Here is a 21,881-nt window from a genome sequence, read left to right as displayed (position 1 = left end):
GAGGACTTTACTATGAAACCCTACACTTTAGCGCCCGATTTAAATGGTGAAGATCTGCACATTGGCATTGTTTGTGCTCGATTTACAGAAGAAATTACCTATATGGAGTTAGACGCGTGTTTAGCTCAATTGGGTGAGTTAGGAGTTGATGAAGAAAATATCATGGTAGTGACGGTACCCGGCGCTTTAGAGGCAGGTTTCGCATTGCATGAAATGGCTCAAACCGATGAGTTTGATGCACTCATTGCGTTAGGTGCAGTGATTCGCGGTGAGACTTATCACTTTGAAATTGTTAGTAATGAATCTGCCGCTGCGATTACTCGCGTAAGTTTAGAGACCGGAGTGCCGATTGCTAATGGTATTTTGACCACTGAAAATGAAGAGCAGGCCAAGGAACGAGCCGAAGAGAAAGGCATTGATTGTGCTATCGTGGCGGTTGAAATGGCCAATCTTGTGAGCTATCTGACACCGGAATATGAAATCGGTGATGATGATTTTGATGACGAAGACGACGTTGACGAAGATGATATCGACGAAGACGACGAGAAGTAGAAGGGAATAAGTTGAGTATTAAAAAAAGTGCACGTCGACGTGCCCGCGAATTGGCTTTGCAGGGCCTTTATGGTTGGTTTATTGCTCCGAGTGGTGCTGAGATCGGTTTGATTGAAGCAAATCTAAGAGAGCTTGAAGACTATGATCTAGCAGATCAGAGCCTATTACAAAAAATCTTACATGGCGTACTTCGCGAGCATGCTTCTTTACAAACTGAGATAGAGCCTTATCTTGATCGTCCGGTTAATGAGCTTTCACCGGTAGAGTATAGCGCGCTAATGATCGCTGCTTTTGAACTAAAAAACAGTTTAGATGTACCTTATCGCGTGGTGATTAATGAAGCGGTTGAGATGACCAAGGAGTTTGGCGCTACAGATGGCTTTAAGTTTGTCAATGGCGTGTTAGATAAGTTAGCAGCTGAGTTACGTGCAGTCGAGGTAAAGGGTGGTCGCTAAGTGGATGAGTTTGCCCTAATCCGCCAGTATTTTACAAGCAGTGTCGCCTCTATAACAGAGTCGGCCGGTTTTGTAGGGATTGGAGATGATTGTGCTGTTTTAAATGTGCGGCAGGGCGACTTAGTCATTTGTAAGGACGTACTTATTGAGGGGAGGCATTTTTTTTCGGATGCCGACCCTTTTTTATTGGGGCATAAGGCGCTCGCTGTCAACCTTTCTGATCTCGCTGCAATGGGAGCCAAGCCTGTTGCTTGTTTGCTTGGGGTCGGTTTACCCAAGGTTGATTCGCAGTGGTTAGCATCGTTTAGCAGGGGTTTCAAGGAGCTTGCCGAGCGCTATGATTGTGCTCTTGTAGGTGGTGATACGACACGTAGTGAGCAGGGGATATTTATTAGTGTGACCGCACTTGGTTTGGCGGATCAACCGCACGCCTTGCGCTCAAGTGCTTGTGTCGGTGATGATATTTGGGTGAGCGGCCAATTAGGTGCGCCTAAAATAGCATTGGATTTGTTAATCAAACAAAGGCTGGCTCCGCTAAGTAGTGATGAAGTAAATTTACTTCAAGCGACTCGCCCACGGTTAGAGCAGCCCGAACCTGAGGTTAAGCTGGGTTTATTACTCAAACCCTACGTACATGCCATGATTGACGTCTCTGATGGCTTATTACAAGACCTTTCACACATTCTTAAAGCGAGTGAGGTGGGGGCGGTGGTCCATAGCAATAAGGTGCCATTATATCCGGCACTTAGTGTGCTGACTGCTGAGCAATCTTGGGATGCGATGCTGGCAGGAGGTGATGAGTATGTACTCTGTTTTACTGCACCGGCAAAATACCGTAGCGAGATAGAGCAATGTGCAGTAAACTCAACGGCAAAGGTAAGTCGTATTGGTCAGATAACTGCTGATCGTGAGCTTGTGTTGCTTGACTCAAGGCAGCAAGTTGTAGAAAAATTGCCTCAAGGTTTTAATCATTTTGCCTAGATTAGGTTAGTCGCTGTCATGAAAGAAGATAGTCAAATCATAATAAATCCGCTTCAACTGAGTTTTTCATGGATTCTTAAGAGTCCACATCGTTTTTTAGCCTTTGGCTTCGGTTCAGGGTTGCTGCGTCCTGCTCCGGGCACTTGGGGTACTCTATTAGCCTTGTTGCTGTGGTTTCCTCTTAGCTTTTTATTGCCAAATGACTGGTTAATGGGCGGCTTTTTAATCATATGCTTTTTGTATGGCAGCTATTGTAGTCAAAAGGTGTGTAATGAGCTGGGGGTCAATGATCACGGTGGCATTGTTTGGGATGAGTGGATTGCCTTTTGGCTTGTCTTGTTCGTGACGACACCTGCAGCTTCGGGGCCTTTTTGGTACCTTACTTATTTTGTTTTATTTAGGATTTTTGATATTATTAAACCTTGGCCAATCAAGTATTTTGAAAAGCAATTTCAAAATGGTTTTGGGGTGATGTTTGATGATATTGTCGCTGCCCTTTATGTGCTGTTTACGGTCGCGGTTGCGATTCGATTGATAGAAGTGTTCTTAGTCTGATGAAAGATATTTTTGAAGAGTTTTCCGAGCAATCGGCTGCGTTGGGTAGGCGTTTAGAGCATCACGGTGTTTTGTTAAGTACCGCAGAGTCATGTACCGGTGGCTTAGTGAGTGGCATTATTACTGCGACTCCGGGTTCCAGCCAGTGGTTTGACCGAGGTTTTGTGACCTACAGCAACGATGCCAAGATGGCGATGCTGGATGTCAGTGCCACGACCCTGGAAAAGCACGGTGCGGTGAGCGAAGAGGTGGCCATTCAGATGGCGGAGGGCGTGTTGTTTAAGGTGTCTACCTCAGATATCGCTGTCAGTGTGACGGGTGTGGCAGGACCGGGTGGTGGTACTGAGGCTAAGCCGGTTGGTATGGTTTGTTTTGCTTTAGCCAAAAGAGCGCCTGAAGGTATCGTGACCTTGCCATTTACTCGGTACTTTGAAGGCGATCGTGCAGAGGTGCGCTTACAAAGTTGCTACTTTATTATCGATCAACTGATTCAAGTCCTAGGACCACTAAATGCGGAATAACACTTAGTGGCTTGAGCTTTTCAGTTGTATTTAATTGACCGAAGAGATGTTAGATTTCTTCGGTTTCTTTTTTGGTTGCTAGGAATTTCTCTCTGGCTTCGTTGATGCTGTCACGAGTTTTACGAGCTTCTGCAGCGGCCGCTTCTTGCCAATCTGTACCGGAACTAGCGTATAAAATAGCTCGTGCTGAATTAATCATCAGGCCTTGCCCCTTGCTGTTAGCACCAGCCATGACGGTGGCTTCGATGTCGCCGCCTTGTGCGCCGATACCGGGCACAAGTAGTGCCATGTCGTCGCCAACGCAAGCGCGAACCTTTGCCAGTTCCTCAGGAAATGTTGCGCCAACGACTAATGAGCATTGCTCAGAAAGATTCCATTTTTCAGCGACGGTTTTGGCAACTTCAAGATAAAGTGGAGTGCCATCAGCCGACTCAAAGAATTGAAAGTCTGAGCCACCTTGGTTTGATGTGCGGCATAAAATAATGACGCCTTTATTTTCCCAAGCCAGATAAGGCTCAATCGAATCAAAACCCATATAGGGGTTGACCGTGATGGCATCAGCGCAATAGCGTTCGAAGGCTTCTTTGGCGTAGTGGTCTGCAGTGGTGCCAATATCTCCACGCTTGGAGTCAAGTAAAATAGGCAACTCAGGGTAGGTGTTGCTAATGTAATGGCAGAGCTGTGTCAGTGCCATTTCGGCGCCCTGTGAAGCGAAATAAGCAATTTGGGGCTTAAATGCGCAAGCGTATTCGGCAGTGGCGTCAATGATTCCTTTGCAGAAATCAAAGATGGGTGTTTTGCTTTGTAATATAGACTCAGGCATGCGCTGCTGATCTGGGTCTAGGCCGACAACCAGTAAAGAGTTTTGTTTATCCCAAGCGTTTTGTAGTTTTTCAATAAATTTAGACATACGATTTATATCAGAGTAAAGCAGTGATGATTCAAATCAGCAGACTCTATTGTAGGTCTAACCGCAGCGCTTAATCCTGCTTAACCCATAAAATCAAAATAAAAGAGCAAAAAAAATGGTGCCTCACTATAAGGCACCATTTTGTGTTATAAGCAGCTTTTAACTGCTTATAGCGGTTGATGTGAGCTAGATTAGAAGCCCATGCCACCCATACCGCCCATGCCACCCATATCAGGCATTGCAGGAGCAGGGTTTTCTTCAGGGATGTCAGCAACAGCTGCTTCTGAAGTTAATAGTAAGCTAGCAACTGATGCAGCGTTTTGTAGTGCTGAACGAGTTACTTTAGTTGGGTCTAGTACACCTTGCTCAACTAAGTTACCGTACTCACCGGTTGAAGCATTGTAGCCGTAGTTACCTTCACCTTTAATTACTTCGTTAACAACAACGCTTTCTTCTTCGCCAGCGTTAGAAACGATTGTGCGTAGAGGTGCTTCGATAGCACGGAGAACTAAACGGATACCGGCGTCTTGGTCAGCGTTATCGCCTTTGAGTTCAGCTACAGCAGCTTTAGTGCGGATTAGAGCAACACCACCACCAGGAACAATGCCTTCTTCAACCGCAGCACGAGTAGCGTGTAGAGCATCTTCTACGCGCGCTTTTTTCTCTTTCATCTCTACTTCAGTTGCAGCACCAACACGGATTACAGCAACACCGCCTGCTAATTTAGCAACGCGCTCTTGTAGTTTTTCGCGGTCGTAATCAGAAGTAGACTCTTCGATTTGAGCACGGATTTGCTTAACGCGAGCTTCGATGTTTGCGCTTTCGCCAGCACCGTCAATAACGGTGGTGCTTTCTTTGGCTACTTCAATGCGCTTAGCTTGACCAAGCATTTCGATAGTAGCAGTTTCTAAAGACATACCGGTTTCTTCAGAAATAACGGTACCACCAGTTAGGATAGCGATGTCTTCAAGCATTGCTTTACGACGATCACCAAAACCAGGTGCTTTAACAGCTGTGGTTTTTAGGATGCCGCGGATGTTGTTAACTACTAATGTAGCTAATGCTTCGCCTTCAACGTCTTCAGCGATGATTAGTAGAGGACGGCTGGATTTAGCAACTTGCTCTAGGATAGGTAGTAAGTCACGGATGTTGCTGATTTTTTTGTCATAAATAAGAACAAAAGGATCTTCTAAGGCAGCAACTTGCTTTTCAGGTGCAGTGATGAAGTACGGAGAAAGGTAACCGCGGTCAAACTGCATACCCTCAACAACGTCTAATTCGTTTTCTAAAGACTTGCCGTCTTCAACAGTGATAACGCCTTCTTTACCTACTTTTTCCATTGCGTTAGCAATGATTTCACCGATAGAGCTATCGCTGTTAGCAGAGATAGAACCAACTTGAGCGATTTCTTTAGTGGTAGTGCAAGGCTTAGATAGTTTTCTTAATTCTTCAACAGCAACAACAACTGCTTTGTCGATACCGCGCTTAAGATCCATTGGGTTGATACCGGCAGCAACGTACTTAATACCCTCTTGAACGATTGCTTGGGCTAATACAGTTGCAGTGGTGGTACCGTCACCAGCGCTATCAGAAGTTTTAGAGGCTACTTCTTTAACTAATTGAGCACCGATGTTTTCGAAACGGTCTTTTAATTCGATTTCTTTAGCAACAGAAACACCGTCTTTAGTAACAGTAGGCGCACCGAAAGAGCGCTCTAGTACAACGTTACGGCCTTTAGGGCCTAAGGTAGTTTTAACAGCGTCAGCTAGGACGTTTACACCACGGATAATGCGAGTGCGGGCATCATCACCAAATAATACTTGCTTTGCAGCCATGTTTATTTTCCTTTGATTGATCAAACCTGAGTGAATCAGGATGGATTAAAAATTCTTTATACAAAAATAGTCGCGACGATTAAATGTAGCGAGTTGTCATCTATGGATGAGCGATTACTCAACAACCGCTAAGATGTCGTCTTCGTTGATGACCAATAACTCTTCACCATCAACTTTTACAGCTTGGCCAGCATATTTGCCGAATAGTACTTTATCGCCAACCTTAACTTCTAAAGCAATAAGCGTACCATTGTCAGTTTTTTTGCCCGGACCAACAGCAACTACTTCACCTTGATCTGGCTTCTCAGCAGCGCTTTCAGGGATAACAATACCTGAGGCAGTCGTGCGCTCATTGTCTAAACGCTTAATGATTACGCGGTCTTGTAAAGGACGCAATGCCATAGGAAACTCCTTAAAGAATAAGAAAAATTAAAAACAACTTAGTAAAAACGGGTGTGCTTTAGCACTCTACCCTTATGAGTGCTAATTATATGGGCGATTCTTCAGCTTTCAAGGGGTGGTTACATGTTTGTTACAATTTACTTTGAGCGTGTTTAGAGTGGAATAGGAAAGCCATAAAAGTGATCCCAGAGAGCCAGCACAAGGCTTAAGCTGATAAATGAGGACAATGTCATCACAATCAAGTTGCCTGATGTCGCTGTGCCTTCACCATATTGAATTCCGATTAAGGCATAGAGCGTTGCCGCCGGTGTTGAGGCCAGTAATACGCCTGACATAACGGTTATCGGATCGTCTACACCAAAGAGCGTGAAACCTAGAAACACTAAACTTGGAAAGAGAACGATTTTGCCGAGGGTGATTGGTATGGCGCTCTTAATACTTGAACGGAAATGAATGCCGTTGAGATTTGCACCGATCGCAAAAAGAGCGACGGGCGCTGCAGCAATACTCAGCATGGTGAGCGTTTTGTGAATCGGTTCAGCAACACCAAGGCCAAGGAGAGAGAAAATCAGACCGCTAATGATGGCAACAATTGGTGGGCTGGTAAAGATTTTTTGCAAGGCAGTAAGAAACAGTTTGAAAAGGTTTTTCTTTTTACCTGCAGATAATTCACACAATAAAATAGTGGGTAGTACACCAAGTAAATTCTCAAATAGTAAATTCATACTTAAAAAAATAGCTGCCTTTTCATAACCAATAACTTGCGCAAGTACCGGATAACCCAAAAATGCGGTGTTACAGAAAATAAGCCCAAGTCCGTTAAGTGCAGAGTGCACTGTTTTTTTTCTGAGGACTTTGAGGCTGATTAAAAAGCCGGCCCAATACAGCGCTACGGTGATACCACCATAGATCAACACATACTCATAGATAAACTCACTGCGCATGTCTAATCTGGAAATGGCATTAAACACCAAGGCAGGGAAGGCGAAGTTTAGGACAAAACTGCCAAGACCGCGATTGTGCTCTAAACTTAAAAAGCCTAACTTAGTGGCACTGTAGCCGACACCGATTAAGAGAAAGAGCGGTAAAGTGATGTTGAGAATGGCCAACATGAATTTAGATCCTAGTTATATAAAAAAGAAGTATGTTTTTTAAAGATGCAAATAGCTGTTAGTTATATCTAAAGTAGTAAATATTCGTTTAATGAATGAATTTCATTATGTTAGTATTTGAATATTGAGTCGACTTATTGCATAAGTGGCTAATGCCCTACGCATAGCAATGTACCATGTTGCAGGAAATAATTTTATTTTTTAATTAAAAGTTTAAGGAGAGCTTATGTCGTTACGTATTAATGATATCGCACCGGATTTTACCGCTAACACCACTGAGGGTGAAATTAGTTTCCATGATTGGATTGGTGATGACTACGCCATCATCTTTTCACATCCCAAAGACTTCACGCCGGTGTGTACTACAGAATTCGGCGCAGTAGCTCGCTTATCTCCGGAATTTGAAAAGCGCAACACGAAAGTGATTGGTGTTTCGGTTGATGGGGTTGATGACCACACTAAGTGGAAGGCTGATATCAGCAAGTTTGCAGAGACACCTGCTAATTTCCCGATTATTGATGATACGTCATTGACTGTGGCCAAGCTGTACGACATGTTCCCGGCAGAGGCTTACTTACCTGATGGTAGAACGCCAGCGGATAGCGCGACTGTACGTACTGTATTTATTATTGGTCCTGACAAGAAGATTCGCCTAACACTAACCTATCCAATGTCAGTTGGCCGTAATTTTGCTGAGATTCTACGTGCGCTGGACGCGATTCAATTAACAGATGGTGTTGCTCTGGCGACACCGGCGGATTGGCAGCCTGGCGAGGATGTTATCGTTGCATTGAGCTTAAATGATGAGCAGGCAACAGAGAAATACGGTGAATTGACCAAGGCACTACCTTATTTACGTTTTGCTAAGTGCCCGGAATAATTAATCCGTTCATATACTAGTTCAGTGACTAAAGGCTTAGATTGCATAGGATCTAAGCCTTTTTTATGCAAAAGGAAGAGCATAAAAGGGGGCCACATTCAAACAAGCTGTCTAAATATGTACAAGCAATCGACACATTTTGAAAATATGTCGATTTTTTTCGATTTTTTAAACAGATTGTTTAGTGTGATCAGTTAATCACATATACCGATTTAAAATATAAATAGGTGAATACAAGGCTCTGGATCGCAGAAAAGCGATACGATGAACTTCCTTTATTGGCACCATCACAAGAATTAGAAACTAAAAGTATATTAAAAGCGTGTATTACAGCGCGTGCCGCTTTGGCTGCACTAAACCAGGCGGGGAGGCTGCTGCCTAGTCAGGGATTGTTGATTAATCTACTGCTGGTATTGGAGGCTCAGAGTAGTTCTGAAATAGAAAATATAGTCACCACGACTGATAAATTATTCCAATACGCGCAAGAAGAAGACAATGCCGATCCAATGACTAAAGACGCGCTGAATTATCGTCGAGCGCTTTTTAATGGGTTTGAATCATTAAAGAAATTGCCATTATCGACTCGGACAGCAGTTGATTTAAGTCGTTTTATTGTGATGAATAAAAGTGATTATTATCGCTTGTTGCTAGCAGTAACAACGGAGGGAGATTGGGAATCTTGGATTTTATTTATGCTTAAGGCGATTGAAGAGACTTCTTTATGGACTAAAAATAAAATTGCAGCCATCACCGATCTGATTGAACAAACTACATCGTATGTTAAAGAGCATGAACCTAAAATTTATAGCCATGAGTTGATTGAGTTATTGTTTGAACAGCCATATTGTCGAATTTCAAATTTAGTAGACAAAGGGATTGCTAAGCGCCAATGATGCGTATGACGCGGATAAGGCGCTTGCGGCTTTGCTCTGCCTATGGGTTATGTACTAATCCAGTAAAAATGGTCGGCCCGTGACCGGTGTGCTGGGTGTGGCCATGTCCTGTTTAGGCATGATACCGGCTTCATAAGCTAGGCGGCCGGAGCGAATGGCTAATTTAAAGGCTTCGGCCATTTTGACTGAGTCATGTGCTTTGGCAACCGCAGAGTTTAATAAAACACCATCAAAGCCCATTTGCATTGCTAAGGCAGCATCGGCGGGTGAGCCGATGCCGGCATCTACAATCAGAGGCACATCAGGTAAGCGTGCGCGCAAAATGCGTAAGGCATGAGGGTTTGTAAGGCCTTGGCCTGAACCAATGGGTGCTCCCCATGGCATTAAGACGTTACAACCGACATCCAGTAAGCGTCGGCAAGTAACCAAGTCATCGGTGCAATAAGGGAAGACCTCAAAACCATCTTTTACTAATTGCTCAGCAGCTTCAATCAGATTAATAGGGTCGGGCTGTAGGGTATAGTCATCGCCGATAACCTCTAATTTAATCCAGTTTGTTTCAAAAATTTCACGCGCCATATAGGCAAGGGTGATGGCTTCTTTTGCCGTTTTGCAGCCGGCAGTATTGGGTAATAAATACTTACCACTTTGCTTTAAGATCTGAAAAAACGGATTGTCGACACCCTCTGTCGTGCTTTGAGTAAGAGGGTTAGCGCCGGCTGGTAATTGGCGCTTTAGCCCGACGGTAATGACCTCTGTCTCTGCTGCGTCAATCGCATCTGCCAGTACTTTTGGAGAGGAGTAGAGTGCAGTGCCTAAGAAAAAACGACTGTTGAGAGTGACACCGCCGACATTAAATTTATCTGACATATATGCTTAGCCTCCGGTAATAGGTGAAAAGGTAAAGACCTCATCGTTTTCTTTTAAAAAATACTCTGCGCGCTGTTGGCGAGGTATAAAAACCTCATTAACAGCGGTGGCTAAGAGTGCCGGGTCAGGCTCTTGGCCAGCTTCTTGCAGTAAGATGTCGATGAGCTGGGCTAATTGGGTACCTGTGGGAAGCTGTTTGTCTTCACCATTAACTTTGACAGTAATCATGTTAAATCTCGCTATGGGATTGAGCAAGCATAGGCGCTTTAAATGCTGTCTCAAGTGCTTCTTCGATCATGGCCGGAGCAATCATCCAACCGTGTCTAAAAAGACCGTTGATTCTGCTCAGGCCTTGTTCTGTTTCGATGCGCGGAAAATTATCGACTAAGGCCGGACGCAGATTGGTTTCAGTATGAACAATTCTGCCCTCAGACAGACCGGGTAAGACGCTATGAGCTGCCGCTAAAAGCTCGACAGTTGTGCGCACGCTAACGGGTGACCTGTCTTCACTTTCGATGGAGCTTGCGCCAATCACAAAGAGATTGTTTTGGCGCGGTACGATATAGACATGGTAGCGTGGGTGCAATAAGCGTAACGGTCTGTTTAGAGTAATCTCAGGTGCCTGTACCCAGAAAACCTCACCGCGTACACCACGTACATTTTGACATGAAAGCTCGGTCGGGTGAGGGTGTTTAAGACGACGTGCGCCAACTCCCCGCGTATCGAAAACCCAATCAAATTGACGCTTTTCGTCGCCAATGACTAGCTCGCCGGGAGTTAGCTCCTTAACTGACGTACCCCAGTGCCAAGTGACACCCTTTGCATCGGCGCATAAGGTTTGCATGGCTAAGGTCGTATCAACTTGCCCTTCAAATGGCAAGTACCAAGCATGAGAAGGACCTTGGACTGAGGGCTCTAATTCTTGCAGTTCCCGCATCGAGGTTACTCTGGGTTGGTCGTCGGGGTTGGGTGATTTACGCTGCAGCAGTGAAATCATCTGCTCGGCAGCACCTTCGTCGCCTTTGTGCGCAAGCATAAGACTACCCTTGAGTCTTAAGTCGATCTTGTTGTCGGTGAGCTTAGCGATATCAGCCCATAGCTGAAGTGAGCGTTGTCCAAGCTTATAGACGTAGTCATCGCCCGTGTCCATTTCGGCTAAAGGACATAACATACCGGCTGCGGTCCAGCCTGCTGCGATGCGGGCATGAGCGTCAGGGGCAGGATCAAAAACTTCTACTTGATGGCCGTGAGTAGATAGAGCATAGGCCAATAAACGTCCGGCTAAGCCGGCACCCGCGATTCCTATTTGCATATATAAGTCGATTCAAATTAACGTGTAACTAAACGCTTGATTATATCGTATGGGGTGGGCAATGGTACACTAATACCTTTTATCTTGATGTAGGTTAACGTGTTATCAGCAAAGGAAGTTCTGCGGCATGTTTTTGGCTATGAGGAGTTTCGTAGTGGCCAGGAAGCGATTGTCGAGCATCTGATTAGTGGCGAGGATGCTCTGATTTTGATGCCAACGGGTGCTGGTAAATCACTTTGTTACCAAATTCCCGGTCTGGTCAGATCGGGTGTTGCCGTCGTCGTCTCCCCCTTAGTTGCCCTGATGCATGATCAGGTCGATGCGTTGCGCGCGCTAGGTGTGAGTGCGGTCAGTTTGCACTCAGGCATGGTGTGGGATGAGATTAAAGCGGCTGAACATACTTTATTGCGTGGAGAGATCAAGTTCTTATATGTCTCGCCCGAACGTTTTGAAAATCCTCGCTTTCTACGGTTATTAGATAATCTTCAAATTGGCTTATTTGCGATTGATGAAGCGCATTGTGTTTCACAGTGGGGTCACGACTTCAGACCGGCCTATTTGGATTTGTCTATTTTGCCTGAGCGTTGGCCTGAGGTGCCACGTGTCGCCCTCACTGCGACTGCGACTGAGTTGACACGTGCAGAAATTGTTGAGCGTTTACACCTTGAAGAAGCTCAGCAATTTATCAGCAGCTTTGATCGACCTAATATTCGCTATGAGGTTGTTGAAAAAGACAAAGAAAGGCAGCAACTACTGAGTTTTATTAATAGGCAGCATGCGGGCGATTCCGGTATTGTGTATTGTTTGTCCCGACAAAAAACCGAAGGCGTAGCGGCTTTTTTACAAAAATCAGGTGTTCGTGCCTTGGCTTATCATGCCGGATTGAGTGCAGAAGAGCGCTATGACAATCAACGCATTTTCCAACAAGAAGATGGGGTGGTGATTGTTTCTACAATTGCCTTTGGGATGGGTATTAATAAACCGGATGTGCGTTTTGTTGCGCACATTGATATCCCCCGTTCCATTGAGGCATATTATCAAGAAACCGGTCGTGCCGGACGTGATGGTTTGCCGGCTACCGCTTGGCTGGCTTATGGTTTGCAGGATTTGATGCAGCAGCGTAAGTTGATCGAAGGCTCTAATGGTGATGATGCCTTTAAGGAGCGTTCGGCTGATGCGCTTAATGCCATGCTGGCTTTTTGTGAGGCGTCATCTTGCCGTCGCCAGCGTGTATTGAGGTATTTTGGTGAGCAAAGTGAGCCCTGCGGTAATTGTGATATTTGCGCAGATCCTCCGCGCTTGTGGGATGCCACAGTTGCTGCTCAAAAGCTTTTATCGACCATTTACCGACTCCGAAAGGAATATGGTGAGTTTAGCGGCGCAAAGCATTTAATTGATATTTTGCACGGCAAAAGGACTGAGCGCGTTATTCAGCAAAAGCATCATCAGCTGACGGTCTTTGGAATTGGGCGTGAGTTAGATGAGAGTCAATGGCGCGGTTTAATCCGCCAGCTTTTAGCAGCAGAGTATTTGGAAATGCAGTCAGAGGGGTTTAGAACGACTTATTATCTGGCTAAAAAAAGCCATGATATTTTATTGGGTAAGAAAAAACTCCGGCTAAGACAAATAGAGCCGCTCAGTAAGTTACGATCCAATAATCAAATGCCGTCGCAAAATAGAGCGGTTTTTGAGTTGTCGGCAGAAGACACCTTATTATTTGAAAAGCTGCGAGAATGGCGCCTTGAAGAAGCTAAAGCCAGCAGTGTGCCGGCTTATATTGTCTTTAGAGATATCACCCTATATCAGTTGGCACTCAAGAAGCCGCAAAGTCTCGAGGACTTAGCGCAGGTTGAGGGGATGGGCGATAAGAAAATCGCCACCTACGGTGAAGCTATTTTGAACTTGTTAAAATAAAGTTGGGGCGCTGCTGTCATCATCCGCACTCAACGTACTTGGAGCCCTAAGTCCTAGGTGTTGCCAAGCAATCGCAGTGGCAATGCGGCCACGAGCGGTGCGTTGTAAGTAGCCATTTTGAATCAGATAAGGTTCAATGACATCTTCAATGGTGTCGCGCTCTTCACCAATGGCGGCAGCCAGGTTATCGACTCCGACGGGTCCGCCATTAAACTTATGAATAATCGTTTCTAAAAGCTTTCTGTCCATCAGGTCCAGACCCTCAGGGTCGACTTCCAGCATGCTTAATGCGGCCTTAGCTGTCGCTGCGTCAATGAGGCCGTTATTACGTACATCGGCAAAGTCACGAACTCGTCGCAATAAACGGTTAGCTATTCGTGGTGTGCCGCGAGAACGTTTGGCAATCTCTAAGCTGCCACTTGAGGCAATCTCTACATTGAGTAAATTGGCACTGCGGTTGATGATTTGCTGCAATTCTTCGCTCGTATAAAACTCCAGGCGTTGGATAATCCCAAAACGATCGCGTAGTGGGTTGGTCAGCATGCCGGCGCGTGTGGTTGCACCTACTAGGGTAAATGGCTGTAGATCAATCTTGACACTGCGAGCAGCCGGACCTTCACCAATCAGAATATCAATCTGAAAGTCTTCTAGCGCCGGGTAGAGGATTTCTTCTACGACGGGTGATAAGCGATGAATTTCATCGATAAAAAGGACATCGTTTTTTTCCAGGTTGGTGAGTAAGGCAGCTAAGTCCCCGGCGCGTTCCAGCACGGGGCCGGAGGTTTGGTGCATGTGTGAACCCATTTCATTGGCAATAATATGGGCCAGGGTTGTTTTACCTAATCCCGGTGGGCCAAAAAGCAGCACGTGGTCCAAGGCTTCGCCGCGACGGGTTGTTGCTTCAATGAAAATTTCTAACTGCTCGCGGGCGCGGCTTTGGCCGGTATAGTTAACCAGGCGTTTGGGGCGTAAGGCGCGTTCTACCGATTCTTCAGCGTGAGACGCTGATTGAGCGGAGACGATACGTCCATCAGTCTCAGATTGGGTACTTAAGTTATCAGAGAAAATCGCCATAAAGCCTTCTGGTTTAGTTAATTATTTGGATAAGAGTTTTAATGCTTGTTTAATCCCTTCGGTCACATCGATTGCCGGATCTAATTCTTTGAGAACTCGTTGTAACTCTCGCTCAGAATAACCTAAAGCCATCAATGCGTTAGTAATGTCTTGACGTTGCATTGCAGGGCTTGGGGAGGCTGATGTGGCAGCAGGGACAATAGCACCTAATTTACCACGTAATTCTAAAATAATGCGCTCTGCCGTTTTTTTGCCAATACCCGGTATTTTGCACAGTAAATTCAAATCCTCTTCTTCAACTGCGCTAGCGAGCTGTTCGGCACTGATGCCGGAGAGGATTGCGAGACCGGTGCGCGGACCGATACCGGTGATTTTAATGAGTGTTCTAAAGGTTTGGCGTTCTGTATCATTTAAAAAGCCATAGAGCTGCTGAACATCCTCGCGCACCACAAAATGGGTATATAGCGTGACTTCCTCACCCAGTGCAGGCAAGTCATAAAGATCATTCATTGGTACGTGTACATCGTAGCCAATGCCATTGACGTCAACACAGATGAGAGGGGGGGATTTTTCAATGAGTTTGCCGCGAATACGACCAATCATGTATTGCTCCAAAAAAGAGTATTAACCAATTAGACGCCCACCACGAATACGGTGCTTGACTGTTAAGGTGCTTTTTTGGTGTGCTTGTAATCGTAGGGAAAGGGGAGCGGCATGGGCATGGCAAATGGCACATGCTAAAGCATCGGCCGGGTCCGGGGCGGGTTGGGCATTAAGCTTCAAAATATATTGAACCATCGCTTGTACCTGCTCTTTTTGAGCATGACCACGACCGACAACAGCCTTTTTGATTTGTAATGCAGTGTACTCGGAAACGGCCAGGCCCTTTTGTGCCAAGCTCAGCATGGCAGCGCCACGGGCGTGACCGAGTAACAAGGTAGATTGAGGATTTGTGTTGAGGAAAACTTTTTCGATGACTGCAACGTCCGGTTGGTACGTATCGATGACCTCATAGAGGTGGCTACTGATTTCCTTTAGCCGCAGATAGAGCTCTTGCTCCGGCGGCACCACAATGGTGCCACTAGCGACATAGCTTAGCTTGTTAGTATCCTGATCGATAATACCAAAACCGGTGTTACGAAGTCCGGGGTCGATACCCAAAATCCTCATTAATTCTCACTTATCCTCAGAGGTGCACTTAGTGACGGAAGTGGCGCATTTTAGTGAAGACCATGGCAATGTCATGCTCGTCAGCTGCTGCAATTACTTCATCATCACGGATACTGCCACCTGGCTGTATAACGCAGTTAGCACCGGCTTCTACAACCACATCTAATCCATCGCGGAAGGGGAAGAAGGCATCTGATGCAACGGCTGTGTCTTTTAAGCTTAAGCCATTTGCTTCGGCCTTGATAGAAGCAATGCGTGCCGAGTCTAAACGGCTCATTTGACCTGCACCAACGCCCATCGTCATGCCGTCGGCACAAAATACAATGGCGTTAGACTTCACATAGTGAGCAACTTGCCAAGCAAATAATAAGTCTTTCATTTGCTGCTCTGACGGTTGCTTCTTGGTGACGACTTCAATTTGGGTTGGATCAAGTGGCGTCAAGTCAGGATCCTGAATTAGCCAACCACCGCCAACGCGTTTAGCATCAAAGGCGTTACGACCATCGCCAGAAGGAATGCTTAGGACGCGTACGTTTTTCTTATTGGCTAAGAAGGCTAACGCGTCTTTGCTATAAGAAGGCGCTAATAATACTTCCAGAAACTGCTCACTCACCGCTTGAGCTGTCGCTAAATCTACCTCGCGGTTAAAGGCGATAATACCGCCAAACGCAGAGGTAGGGTCTGTTTTAAATGCTTTTTGATAGGCTTGTAATGGGCCTTCTGCCATAGCGACACCACATGGGTTGGCATGCTTAACAATCACACACGCAGGCACTTTAAATGAGCGAGCACACTCCCAAGCAGCATCTGCATCAGCGATGTTGTTATAAGAAAGTTCTTTGCCCTGTAGTTGCTTGTAGGTGCCTAATAAGCCGACGTCCTGCTTGCTATCCACGTAGAAAGCAGCTCGTTGGTGTGGGTTTTCACCATAGCGCATGGCCTGGTGCTGCTGCATTTGTATCGTGATAATACCCGGCCATTCTTTTTGAGAAGGGGTTTTGTTCTGTGCCGGTTCAGCGTCTTCCAAACTGCTTAGGTAAGAAGCAATGGCACCGTCATAGGCTGAAGTGTGAGCATAGACCTTGGTCGCTAAGCGTAAACGTAAGCCGTAGGAGGTCTGGCCTTTTTCATCCAGCTCTTTTAGGACTTCATCGTAGTCTTTGGGATCGATGATAACCGTGACGCCGCCTTTGTCTGTGCCGTGGTTTTTAGCAGCGGCGCGCAGCATAGCAGGACCGCCGATATCAATGTTTTCTATGGTATCAGCGAAAGAGCAGTCAGGCTTATCAATTGTCTGTTGAAAAGGATAAAGATTAACCACGAGCAAATCAATGGTATCGATGCCGTGTTCGGCAATCGTGCTTAAGTGATTTTCATCGTCGCGTCGAGCCAGCAAACCGCCATGTACTTTGGGGTGAAGGGTTTTAACGCGACCATCTAAAATCTCTGGTGAGCCGGTGTATTCGGCAACTTCGGTTACTTTGAGGCCCTCTTCTTTGAGAAGCTTGGCGGTACCACCAGTAGATAAGATTTTTACACCACGACTGACGAGTGCCTTGGCAAAATCTACAATGCCTGTTTTATCGGATACCGAGAGAAGTGCTGTGATTTGTTTCATAGTTTCTTCTTAGTTAATGATTTGATAGGAAATAAGTTTTTTGCGTAAGGTGTTGCGTGTAATGCCCAACATCTCCGCGGCTTTGGATTGGTTAAACTGGCTTTTTTCCATCACCTTTTCGAGGGTGGCTTTTTCGACGCATTGCATGACCATACTCCAGATCTGACTAGCATCAGCCTCGTCACCTAAAGTGTCGAAATACGCCTCCAAATGAGCTTGCACGCAATCGTGCAATGGTGGGGTCTGTGACTGCTTACTCATGATGAAAATCTTTAATTATCAGCTGATTAATTTGTTATAGGTTGTGTATTGATCGAGAACCTAAGCAAAGGCGCTTAACTCTAGTTCGATTTGTTGGTCAAACCACTCGGCTAAGGCTTGACTTTGCTGTTTGCAGGACTCGATTGTATTTAAGTGTCGACGCAAGGTGTCACTATGTTGGAAACGGCTAAGATACCAGCCAATATGCTTACGTGCCGTGCGTACTCCCGTATGAGTGCCGTAAAATTGATAATGCTCCTCCAAATGCTCTAAAAGTACTTCTTTCATTTCTGAAAGCGTAGGAGGTGCAATCAACTCACCGGTATTGAGGTAGTGATTAATCTCGTTAAAAATCCAAGGGTTACCTTGGGAAGCGCGACCAATCATAATAGCATCTGCACCTGTATAGTCTAGCACCTGCTTGGCTTTTTGAGGGCTATCAATATCGCCATTAGCAATTATAGGTATTTTGACAATTTTTTGCACAGTGGCAATGGTGTCATATTCAGCCTCGCCTTGATAAAAATCACATCGTGTACGTCCATGGATAGTCAGTGCACTGATGCCGGTATCTTCGGCAAGCTTAGCAATTTCTGGTGCATTAATGCTGTCTCTGTCCCAGCCGGTGCGGATTTTAAGTGTCACCGGAGCGTCATAGGGACGACATGCACTAACGACAGCATCTAAAATTCGTGCAACTAATTCTTTGTCACGCAAAAGAGCGGAGCCGGTGGCTACCTTGCAGACTTTTTTGGCTGGGCAGCCCATATTGATATCGATGATTTTGGCACCTTTTTCAATATTAAAAATCGCTGCTTGAGCCATGATGTCAGGGTCAGAACCGACAATCTGCACGGCAATCGGATCGACTTCGCCTTCATGGTTTAGGCGGCGAGCCGTTTTAACGCTATCCCAAAGCTGTGGATTGCTGGCAGCCATTTCCGATACGGCATAGCCTGCACCCAAGCGCTTACACAGACGCCTAAAGGGTCTGTCTGTCACACCGGCCATCGGGGCGACAAAGACATTATTGGGTAACTGCCAAGAGCCAATCTGCATAACTAGTTAATAATATTACGAAATTTTATAATCTGTTGTAAAATTGAGCGAGTATTATAACGCCCATTTGCCTTATAGGTAGTTTAGTAAAAGCTTTTTTCTTAATATGAACTTATCATTTGCCCAATGGTTACGGCCATGGGAGTTTTCTCCAACCCTGATTGTTTGTTTTTTATTGTCAGCCTTTTTGTTTGTTAGGGGGTGTCGCAATAAGCGTATCAATGTGTCCAGACAGCTGTTGTTCTGGTCGGGTTGGTTATTGCTGTATCTTTCCATGCATACGCATGTCGATTACTATGCCGAGCGGGTGTTTTTTATTCATCGTGCGCAGCATTTGGTGCTGCATCATTTGGCACCGTTATTGATTATGTTGTCGTATCCCGGTCAGGTCATGCGAGCGGGTATGACTCGCGGTATGCGCTTAGGGCTTCAGCGGTTTAATCAGACAGCATTTGGTCAGGCCTTGATTTATTGGCTTACGCATAAACTGTTTATTCCGTTTTTATTTGTTTTCCTAGTGATTGTTTGGCTTTTCCCTACGATTCAGTTTTATTCGATGTTAAATGTCAATATCTATCGTTTTATGAACTGGTCAGTCGTGGTGAGCGGTTTGCTTTATTGGAACCTGATTTTAGATAGGCGTCCATATCATCCACCACAGCTTACTGCTAAAACTAATTTGGGTCGTTGGTGGCAAAAGCGCACCCTGTCCGGTGGGGGGGCAGTGATGTCTCCTCTAGAAAGAGTGTTGTCGCCGGTCTTCACCATGGCACCGCAAATTGTTGCCGGCGCGATCATCGCTTTTTCTTCTACTGACTTATACCCGCTTTTTGAAATATGTGGGCGTGCATTGCCGATCACGGCAGCGCAGGATCAGGGTTGGGGCGGGTTAATTATGTGGGTGCCTGCCGGAGCGGTTGAAACCTTTGGTATCTTAGTCGCCGCTATGACGTGGTGGCGCCTTCAGGCACAGGGCAGGATCTACCACAAGCGTGATTTGCAACCTTATCAGTTAGCGCAAGCCAAACTCGTTTAGCTTGGTCTGTGCTGGATCAAAAAACGCCATCTCGATGATGGCGTTTGCGCTTAATTAGTCAATAGAATATTAAGCAGAAGCTTCAGATTCATTGGCTACTGTGGGGGCAGAACCTTCTGTGCCTTCAAGTTGGTAGTGAGCACCACAATAAGGACAGGCTGCTTCGCCGGTTTTGGTCACATCTAAGAAAACACGTGGGTGCATACTCCAGCGTGGTGCTTTGGGACCGGGGCAGTAAATGGGCAGGTCTTTGCTATCTACCTTGATAGTATCCACTTGATTTTTTGCAGGCATGATTTTCTCCATAATTTCTATGTGCAAATATTGTACTCTTAAGGTGGTAAATATGTGCATTTTTACTTTAAATGCAGTGTTTTATATAAATTAATTCAGCTTTTTGCTTATACAGAGCGGTCTGTGTTGCTTGTAGTAAAATAGTCGATTACATCAAAAAAATATAGAGAAATAGGTATTACATATCAATATGCAGAGTCATTTAAGCAATAACAATAATAATTCAACCATTTCCGATGCCGAGCAATCTACGGTCAGCCCGGAATTAACTTTTAATGAATTCGGCTTACACCCTGATCTATTAAAGGCCATTGCTCAGAGTGGCTACACGACACCAACGCCTATTCAGGCACAATCTATTCCTGCTGTATTAGCGGGCCGTGATGTGATGGGGGCGGCCCAAACCGGTACGGGCAAGACAGCAGCTTTTACCCTGCCTGTGTTACACCGTATCATGCCGTTTGCCAGTCACAGTACGTCGCCGGCCCGACATCCGGTGAGGGCGCTAATTCTCACGCCGACTCGCGAGTTGGCAGATCAGGTGGCAGAAAATGTCGAGCGTTATTGCAGTACCTCATCGTTACGCTCAACTGCTGTTTATGGCGGGATTGATATCCGCCCTCAAAAAGAGATGCTCCGTCAGGGTTGCGAGTTATTGATTGCCACACCCGGTCGCTTATTAGATCACTTAGAGCAAAAAAACGTCAATCTCAGTCAGGTAGGCGTGCTGGTGCTTGATGAAGCAGATCGCATGCTTGATATGGGCTTTATGCCGGATTTAGAGCGTATCGTAAATTATTTGCCAAAGCAGCGTCAAAACTTGCTCTTCTCGGCAACTTTCAGTCCGGAAATTCGTAAATTAGCGCGTACCATTTTGGTTAATCCGGTAGAAATTACGGTGGCCAGTAATAACCAAACGGCGGATACGGTCACCCAGTTGGTGTATCAGGTAGGCGAAAGAGATAAAAAAGCCGCCTTACTTTATCTTCTAATGACGCAGTACACCAAGCAGGTCATTGTGTTTGCTAATACGAAATTAGAAGTCAATCGCTTAAGTCGCTTTCTAACACAAGAGGGGGTGTCAGCGGAAGCAATTCACGGCGATCGTTCTCAGTATGAGCGTACGCGTACGCTTGAGGACTTTAAAGCGGGTAAGGTGCAGGTGCTGGTCGCCACCGATGTGGCAGCGCGCGGCCTGGATGTCGCCGGCTTACCTTGTGTCATTAACTATGACTTGCCATTTAACCCCGAGGATTATGTGCACCGTATTGGGCGGACCGGTCGTGCAGGGGCCAAGGGTAAGGCCATTGCCTTTTATAACAAAGAAGAGGATGAGCAGCTATTAGCTAATGTCCAGCAGCTCATTAACATCGACTTCAAAGTAGAGCGCCTAGACATTCCTGAGCTCTTTAAAAATAGAGCAGTAGAGCAGCCTCGACGCTCATATTATCAGCAAAGTAAGCGTGAGACGATCGATGCTTTTTTCTATAAACCTTATGAACCTGATGCGAGTGACTCGGTTGCTGAGTCAGTTCCTAAAACTCCGCAGAGAGTTCATGAGAGACAGGAAGAACCCATGTTAGCCGTGTTGCTCGGCGGTGGTCGTAAAACCAAAACGTCAGATAAATAGAAAAATAAACCGGCGATTGCTGTTAGAGATTGTCAGAGACTTTCAGAGGCTTGCTCTAATAATTCAGTGATAGGGCTAGGTCCCTCATCACTGCCGACCACGTGGCCATCTTGCGTGTTTAGTATCATGCGATCGAGGTGACCGATATAAGGCAGCATGGTACCGAAGAAAAGGTTTTTTCCTGCTTCCTGGATTAGGATAGTGGGGAAGTTTTCTACATCGAGGTCATCCAGTAAGTACTCTTCGTCCTCGATATCTACCCATAAAAATACCTGCTCAGGAAACTTTTCGCTCAAATCCTTAAAGGCGTCTAAGTAGCTGTCGCAGGTACGGCACCAAGCGGCACAATAGCAGACAACAGTGCGTTGATTGTTGGCTGCTAATGCCAATAGTATTTCTTTGCGGTGCTCAAAAGGTTTTATAAAAAAAGACATAGATAAACCCGTAGGATAGAGGCGATTTGATAAACTTCTATTAATATTTTGCCATTGAAGTTATACATCAATAAGCAGGTGCAGTCTATTATTAAGTACAAATAATAAGCGCC

Annotated in this window: 25 protein-coding genes; 10 read left to right on the top strand and 15 right to left on the bottom strand. The window is 45.7% G+C overall.

From position 1 onward, the window contains the following. Positions 1-12: 12 nt before the first annotated feature. The 5 genes from ribH to B092_RS0104965 are packed head-to-tail and all read left to right on the top strand — an operon-like array spanning position 13 to position 3,064. Positions 13-552, top strand: coding sequence for a 6,7-dimethyl-8-ribityllumazine synthase (gene ribH / locus B092_RS0104985; RefSeq protein ID WP_018574149.1), 540 nt, complete (start codon positions 13-15; stop codon positions 550-552). A 17-nt stretch (positions 553-569) separates the two neighbouring features. Beyond that, positions 570-1,007 (top strand): transcription antitermination factor NusB, encoded by a 438-nt coding sequence (nusB, locus tag B092_RS0104980; RefSeq protein WP_026253609.1) that lies wholly within the window; start codon positions 570-572, stop codon positions 1,005-1,007. Beyond that, positions 1,008-1,988, top strand: coding sequence for a thiamine-phosphate kinase (gene thiL, locus B092_RS0104975; RefSeq protein WP_018574147.1), 981 nt, complete (start codon positions 1,008-1,010; stop codon positions 1,986-1,988). Between the two features lie 18 nt (positions 1,989-2,006). After that, complete coding sequence (locus tag B092_RS0104970; RefSeq protein WP_018574146.1) at positions 2,007-2,543, top strand: phosphatidylglycerophosphatase A family protein; 537 nt, start codon at positions 2,007-2,009, stop codon at positions 2,541-2,543. After that, on the top strand, positions 2,543-3,064 hold the full coding sequence (locus B092_RS0104965) for a CinA family protein (RefSeq protein ID WP_018574145.1): 522 nt from the start codon (positions 2,543-2,545) through the stop codon (positions 3,062-3,064). The genes B092_RS0104970 and B092_RS0104965 overlap by 1 nt, the downstream gene beginning before the upstream one ends. 49 nt (positions 3,065-3,113) lie before the next feature. On the opposite strand, the gene pyrF is transcribed toward B092_RS0104965, so the two are convergent. The 4 genes from pyrF to B092_RS0104945 all read right to left on the bottom strand — a co-directional run bounded on the left by pyrF (position 3,114) and on the right by B092_RS0104945 (position 7,323). Continuing rightward, on the bottom strand, positions 3,114-3,974 hold the full coding sequence (gene pyrF, locus B092_RS0104960; protein ID WP_018574144.1) for an orotidine-5'-phosphate decarboxylase: 861 nt from the start codon (positions 3,972-3,974) through the stop codon (positions 3,114-3,116). A 191-nt stretch (positions 3,975-4,165) separates the two neighbouring features. Continuing rightward, positions 4,166-5,809, bottom strand: coding sequence for a chaperonin GroEL (gene groL, locus B092_RS0104955; protein WP_018574143.1), 1,644 nt, complete (start codon positions 5,807-5,809; stop codon positions 4,166-4,168). Positions 5,810-5,923: 114 nt separating this feature from the next. Beyond that, positions 5,924-6,211 carry a co-chaperone GroES gene (gene groES, locus B092_RS0104950; RefSeq protein WP_018574142.1) on the bottom strand — a complete coding sequence of 96 codons (288 nt, stop codon included), beginning with the start codon at positions 6,209-6,211 and terminating at the stop codon, positions 5,924-5,926. A gap of 152 nt (positions 6,212-6,363) precedes the next feature. Next, positions 6,364-7,323 (bottom strand): AEC family transporter, encoded by a 960-nt coding sequence (locus B092_RS0104945; RefSeq protein ID WP_018574141.1) that lies wholly within the window; start codon positions 7,321-7,323, stop codon positions 6,364-6,366. 226 nt (positions 7,324-7,549) lie between these two features. On the opposite strand from B092_RS0104945, the gene B092_RS0104940 reads away from it, so the two are divergent. Together B092_RS0104940 and B092_RS13730 are read left to right on the top strand one after the other, a co-directional pair. Continuing rightward, positions 7,550-8,203, top strand: a complete 654-nt coding sequence (locus tag B092_RS0104940) for a peroxiredoxin (protein WP_018574140.1) — start codon at positions 7,550-7,552, stop codon at positions 8,201-8,203. A gap of 227 nt (positions 8,204-8,430) precedes the next feature. Next, positions 8,431-9,096 (top strand): Fic family protein, encoded by a 666-nt coding sequence (locus tag B092_RS13730; protein WP_040608173.1) that lies wholly within the window; start codon positions 8,431-8,433, stop codon positions 9,094-9,096. Between the two features lie 54 nt (positions 9,097-9,150). On the opposite strand, the gene B092_RS0104930 is transcribed toward B092_RS13730, so the two are convergent. The 3 genes from B092_RS0104930 to B092_RS0104920 are packed head-to-tail and all read right to left on the bottom strand — an operon-like array spanning position 9,151 to position 11,278. Then, positions 9,151-9,966: a thiazole synthase gene (locus tag B092_RS0104930; RefSeq protein ID WP_018574138.1), complete on the bottom strand. Its 816-nt coding sequence runs from the start codon at positions 9,964-9,966 to the stop codon at positions 9,151-9,153. Positions 9,967-9,972: 6 nt separating this feature from the next. Next, complete coding sequence (thiS, locus tag B092_RS0104925) at positions 9,973-10,194, bottom strand: sulfur carrier protein ThiS (RefSeq protein WP_018574137.1); 222 nt, start codon at positions 10,192-10,194, stop codon at positions 9,973-9,975. Between the two features lies 1 nt (position 10,195). Then, the gene (locus tag B092_RS0104920; RefSeq protein ID WP_018574136.1) at positions 10,196-11,278 is read right to left on the bottom strand and encodes an FAD-dependent oxidoreductase; all 1,083 of its coding nucleotides are present in this window, start codon (positions 11,276-11,278) and stop codon (positions 10,196-10,198) included. A 99-nt stretch (positions 11,279-11,377) separates the two neighbouring features. On the opposite strand from B092_RS0104920, the gene recQ reads away from it, so the two are divergent. Next, positions 11,378-13,192: a DNA helicase RecQ gene (gene recQ / locus B092_RS0104915; protein WP_018574135.1), complete on the top strand. Its 1,815-nt coding sequence runs from the start codon at positions 11,378-11,380 to the stop codon at positions 13,190-13,192. Here the strand turns inward: recQ and ruvB are convergent. The 6 genes from ruvB to dusB are packed head-to-tail and all read right to left on the bottom strand — an operon-like array spanning position 13,184 to position 18,374. Continuing rightward, the gene (ruvB, locus tag B092_RS0104910) at positions 13,184-14,266 is read right to left on the bottom strand and encodes a Holliday junction branch migration DNA helicase RuvB (RefSeq protein WP_018574134.1); all 1,083 of its coding nucleotides are present in this window, start codon (positions 14,264-14,266) and stop codon (positions 13,184-13,186) included. The genes recQ and ruvB overlap by 9 nt on opposite strands. A gap of 21 nt (positions 14,267-14,287) precedes the next feature. Continuing rightward, on the bottom strand, positions 14,288-14,869 hold the full coding sequence (ruvA, locus tag B092_RS0104905; protein WP_018574133.1) for a Holliday junction branch migration protein RuvA: 582 nt from the start codon (positions 14,867-14,869) through the stop codon (positions 14,288-14,290). Between the two features lie 21 nt (positions 14,870-14,890). Beyond that, on the bottom strand, positions 14,891-15,436 hold the full coding sequence (gene ruvC / locus B092_RS0104900; RefSeq protein ID WP_018574132.1) for a crossover junction endodeoxyribonuclease RuvC: 546 nt from the start codon (positions 15,434-15,436) through the stop codon (positions 14,891-14,893). Between the two features lie 28 nt (positions 15,437-15,464). Continuing rightward, entirely contained in the window at positions 15,465-17,054 is a 1,590-nt protein-coding gene (gene purH / locus B092_RS0104895; RefSeq protein WP_018574131.1) for a bifunctional phosphoribosylaminoimidazolecarboxamide formyltransferase/IMP cyclohydrolase, read from the bottom strand. 9 nt (positions 17,055-17,063) lie between these two features. Further along, positions 17,064-17,315: a helix-turn-helix domain-containing protein gene (locus B092_RS0104890; RefSeq protein WP_018574130.1), complete on the bottom strand. Its 252-nt coding sequence runs from the start codon at positions 17,313-17,315 to the stop codon at positions 17,064-17,066. A gap of 60 nt (positions 17,316-17,375) precedes the next feature. After that, a complete protein-coding gene (gene dusB / locus B092_RS13725; RefSeq protein ID WP_018574129.1) occupies positions 17,376-18,374 on the bottom strand; it encodes a tRNA dihydrouridine synthase DusB in 999 nt (332 codons plus the stop codon). Between the two features lie 106 nt (positions 18,375-18,480). Here dusB and B092_RS0104880 point away from each other — a divergent pair, with 106 nt between their 5' ends. Then, positions 18,481-19,410, top strand: coding sequence for a cytochrome c oxidase assembly protein (locus B092_RS0104880; protein WP_018574128.1), 930 nt, complete (start codon positions 18,481-18,483; stop codon positions 19,408-19,410). Between the two features lie 69 nt (positions 19,411-19,479). On the opposite strand, the gene B092_RS13720 is transcribed toward B092_RS0104880, so the two are convergent. Further along, positions 19,480-19,704, bottom strand: a complete 225-nt coding sequence (locus tag B092_RS13720) for a zinc-finger domain-containing protein (RefSeq protein ID WP_018574127.1) — start codon at positions 19,702-19,704, stop codon at positions 19,480-19,482. A gap of 190 nt (positions 19,705-19,894) precedes the next feature. Here B092_RS13720 and B092_RS0104870 point away from each other — a divergent pair, with 190 nt between their 5' ends. Further along, a complete protein-coding gene (locus B092_RS0104870; protein WP_018574126.1) occupies positions 19,895-21,334 on the top strand; it encodes a DEAD/DEAH box helicase in 1,440 nt (479 codons plus the stop codon). Between the two features lie 32 nt (positions 21,335-21,366). On the opposite strand, the gene B092_RS0104865 is transcribed toward B092_RS0104870, so the two are convergent. Continuing rightward, positions 21,367-21,768, bottom strand: coding sequence for a thioredoxin family protein (locus tag B092_RS0104865; RefSeq protein WP_018574125.1), 402 nt, complete (start codon positions 21,766-21,768; stop codon positions 21,367-21,369). Between the last annotated feature and the right edge of the window lie 113 nt (positions 21,769-21,881).

This window comes from Oligella ureolytica DSM 18253, from assembly GCF_000373745.1.
GTDB classification, from domain to species: Bacteria; Pseudomonadota; Gammaproteobacteria; order Burkholderiales; family Burkholderiaceae_B; genus Oligella; species Oligella ureolytica.
Note: the sequence above shows the minus strand (reverse complement) of the source record. Positions and strands in the feature narration are given on the sequence as shown.

What these genes read in the sequence shown, in the direction of transcription:
- B092_RS0104865 (WP_018574125.1), bottom strand. Translation starts at nt 21,768, where the DNA reads ATGTCTTTTTTTATAAAACCTTTTGAGCACCGCAAAGAAATACTATTG.
- ruvB (WP_018574134.1), bottom strand. Translation starts at nt 14,266, where the DNA reads ATGGCGATTTTCTCTGATAACTTAAGTACCCAATCTGAGACTGATGGA.
- groL (WP_018574143.1), bottom strand. Translation starts at nt 5,809, where the DNA reads ATGGCTGCAAAGCAAGTATTATTTGGTGATGATGCCCGCACTCGCATT.
- B092_RS13720 (WP_018574127.1), bottom strand. Translation starts at nt 19,704, where the DNA reads ATGCCTGCAAAAAATCAAGTGGATACTATCAAGGTAGATAGCAAAGAC.
- purH (WP_018574131.1), bottom strand. Translation starts at nt 17,054, where the DNA reads ATGAAACAAATCACAGCACTTCTCTCGGTATCCGATAAAACAGGCATT.
- B092_RS0104940 (WP_018574140.1), top strand. Translation starts at nt 7,550, where the DNA reads ATGTCGTTACGTATTAATGATATCGCACCGGATTTTACCGCTAACACC.
- B092_RS0104880 (WP_018574128.1), top strand. Translation starts at nt 18,481, where the DNA reads ATGAACTTATCATTTGCCCAATGGTTACGGCCATGGGAGTTTTCTCCA.
- B092_RS0104870 (WP_018574126.1), top strand. Translation starts at nt 19,895, where the DNA reads ATGCAGAGTCATTTAAGCAATAACAATAATAATTCAACCATTTCCGAT.
- pyrF (WP_018574144.1), bottom strand. Translation starts at nt 3,974, where the DNA reads ATGTCTAAATTTATTGAAAAACTACAAAACGCTTGGGATAAACAAAAC.
- ruvA (WP_018574133.1), bottom strand. Translation starts at nt 14,869, where the DNA reads ATGATTGGTCGTATTCGCGGCAAACTCATTGAAAAATCCCCCCCTCTC.
- B092_RS0104970 (WP_018574146.1), top strand. Translation starts at nt 2,007, where the DNA reads ATGAAAGAAGATAGTCAAATCATAATAAATCCGCTTCAACTGAGTTTT.
- groES (WP_018574142.1), bottom strand. Translation starts at nt 6,211, where the DNA reads ATGGCATTGCGTCCTTTACAAGACCGCGTAATCATTAAGCGTTTAGAC.
- dusB (WP_018574129.1), bottom strand. Translation starts at nt 18,374, where the DNA reads ATGCAGATTGGCTCTTGGCAGTTACCCAATAATGTCTTTGTCGCCCCG.
- B092_RS0104920 (WP_018574136.1), bottom strand. Translation starts at nt 11,278, where the DNA reads ATGCAAATAGGAATCGCGGGTGCCGGCTTAGCCGGACGTTTATTGGCC.
- B092_RS0104890 (WP_018574130.1), bottom strand. Translation starts at nt 17,315, where the DNA reads ATGAGTAAGCAGTCACAGACCCCACCATTGCACGATTGCGTGCAAGCT.
- B092_RS0104930 (WP_018574138.1), bottom strand. Translation starts at nt 9,966, where the DNA reads ATGTCAGATAAATTTAATGTCGGCGGTGTCACTCTCAACAGTCGTTTT.
- ruvC (WP_018574132.1), bottom strand. Translation starts at nt 15,436, where the DNA reads ATGAGGATTTTGGGTATCGACCCCGGACTTCGTAACACCGGTTTTGGT.
- B092_RS0104965 (WP_018574145.1), top strand. Translation starts at nt 2,543, where the DNA reads ATGAAAGATATTTTTGAAGAGTTTTCCGAGCAATCGGCTGCGTTGGGT.
- thiS (WP_018574137.1), bottom strand. Translation starts at nt 10,194, where the DNA reads ATGATTACTGTCAAAGTTAATGGTGAAGACAAACAGCTTCCCACAGGT.
- B092_RS0104945 (WP_018574141.1), bottom strand. Translation starts at nt 7,323, where the DNA reads ATGTTGGCCATTCTCAACATCACTTTACCGCTCTTTCTCTTAATCGGT.
- ribH (WP_018574149.1), top strand. Translation starts at nt 13, where the DNA reads ATGAAACCCTACACTTTAGCGCCCGATTTAAATGGTGAAGATCTGCAC.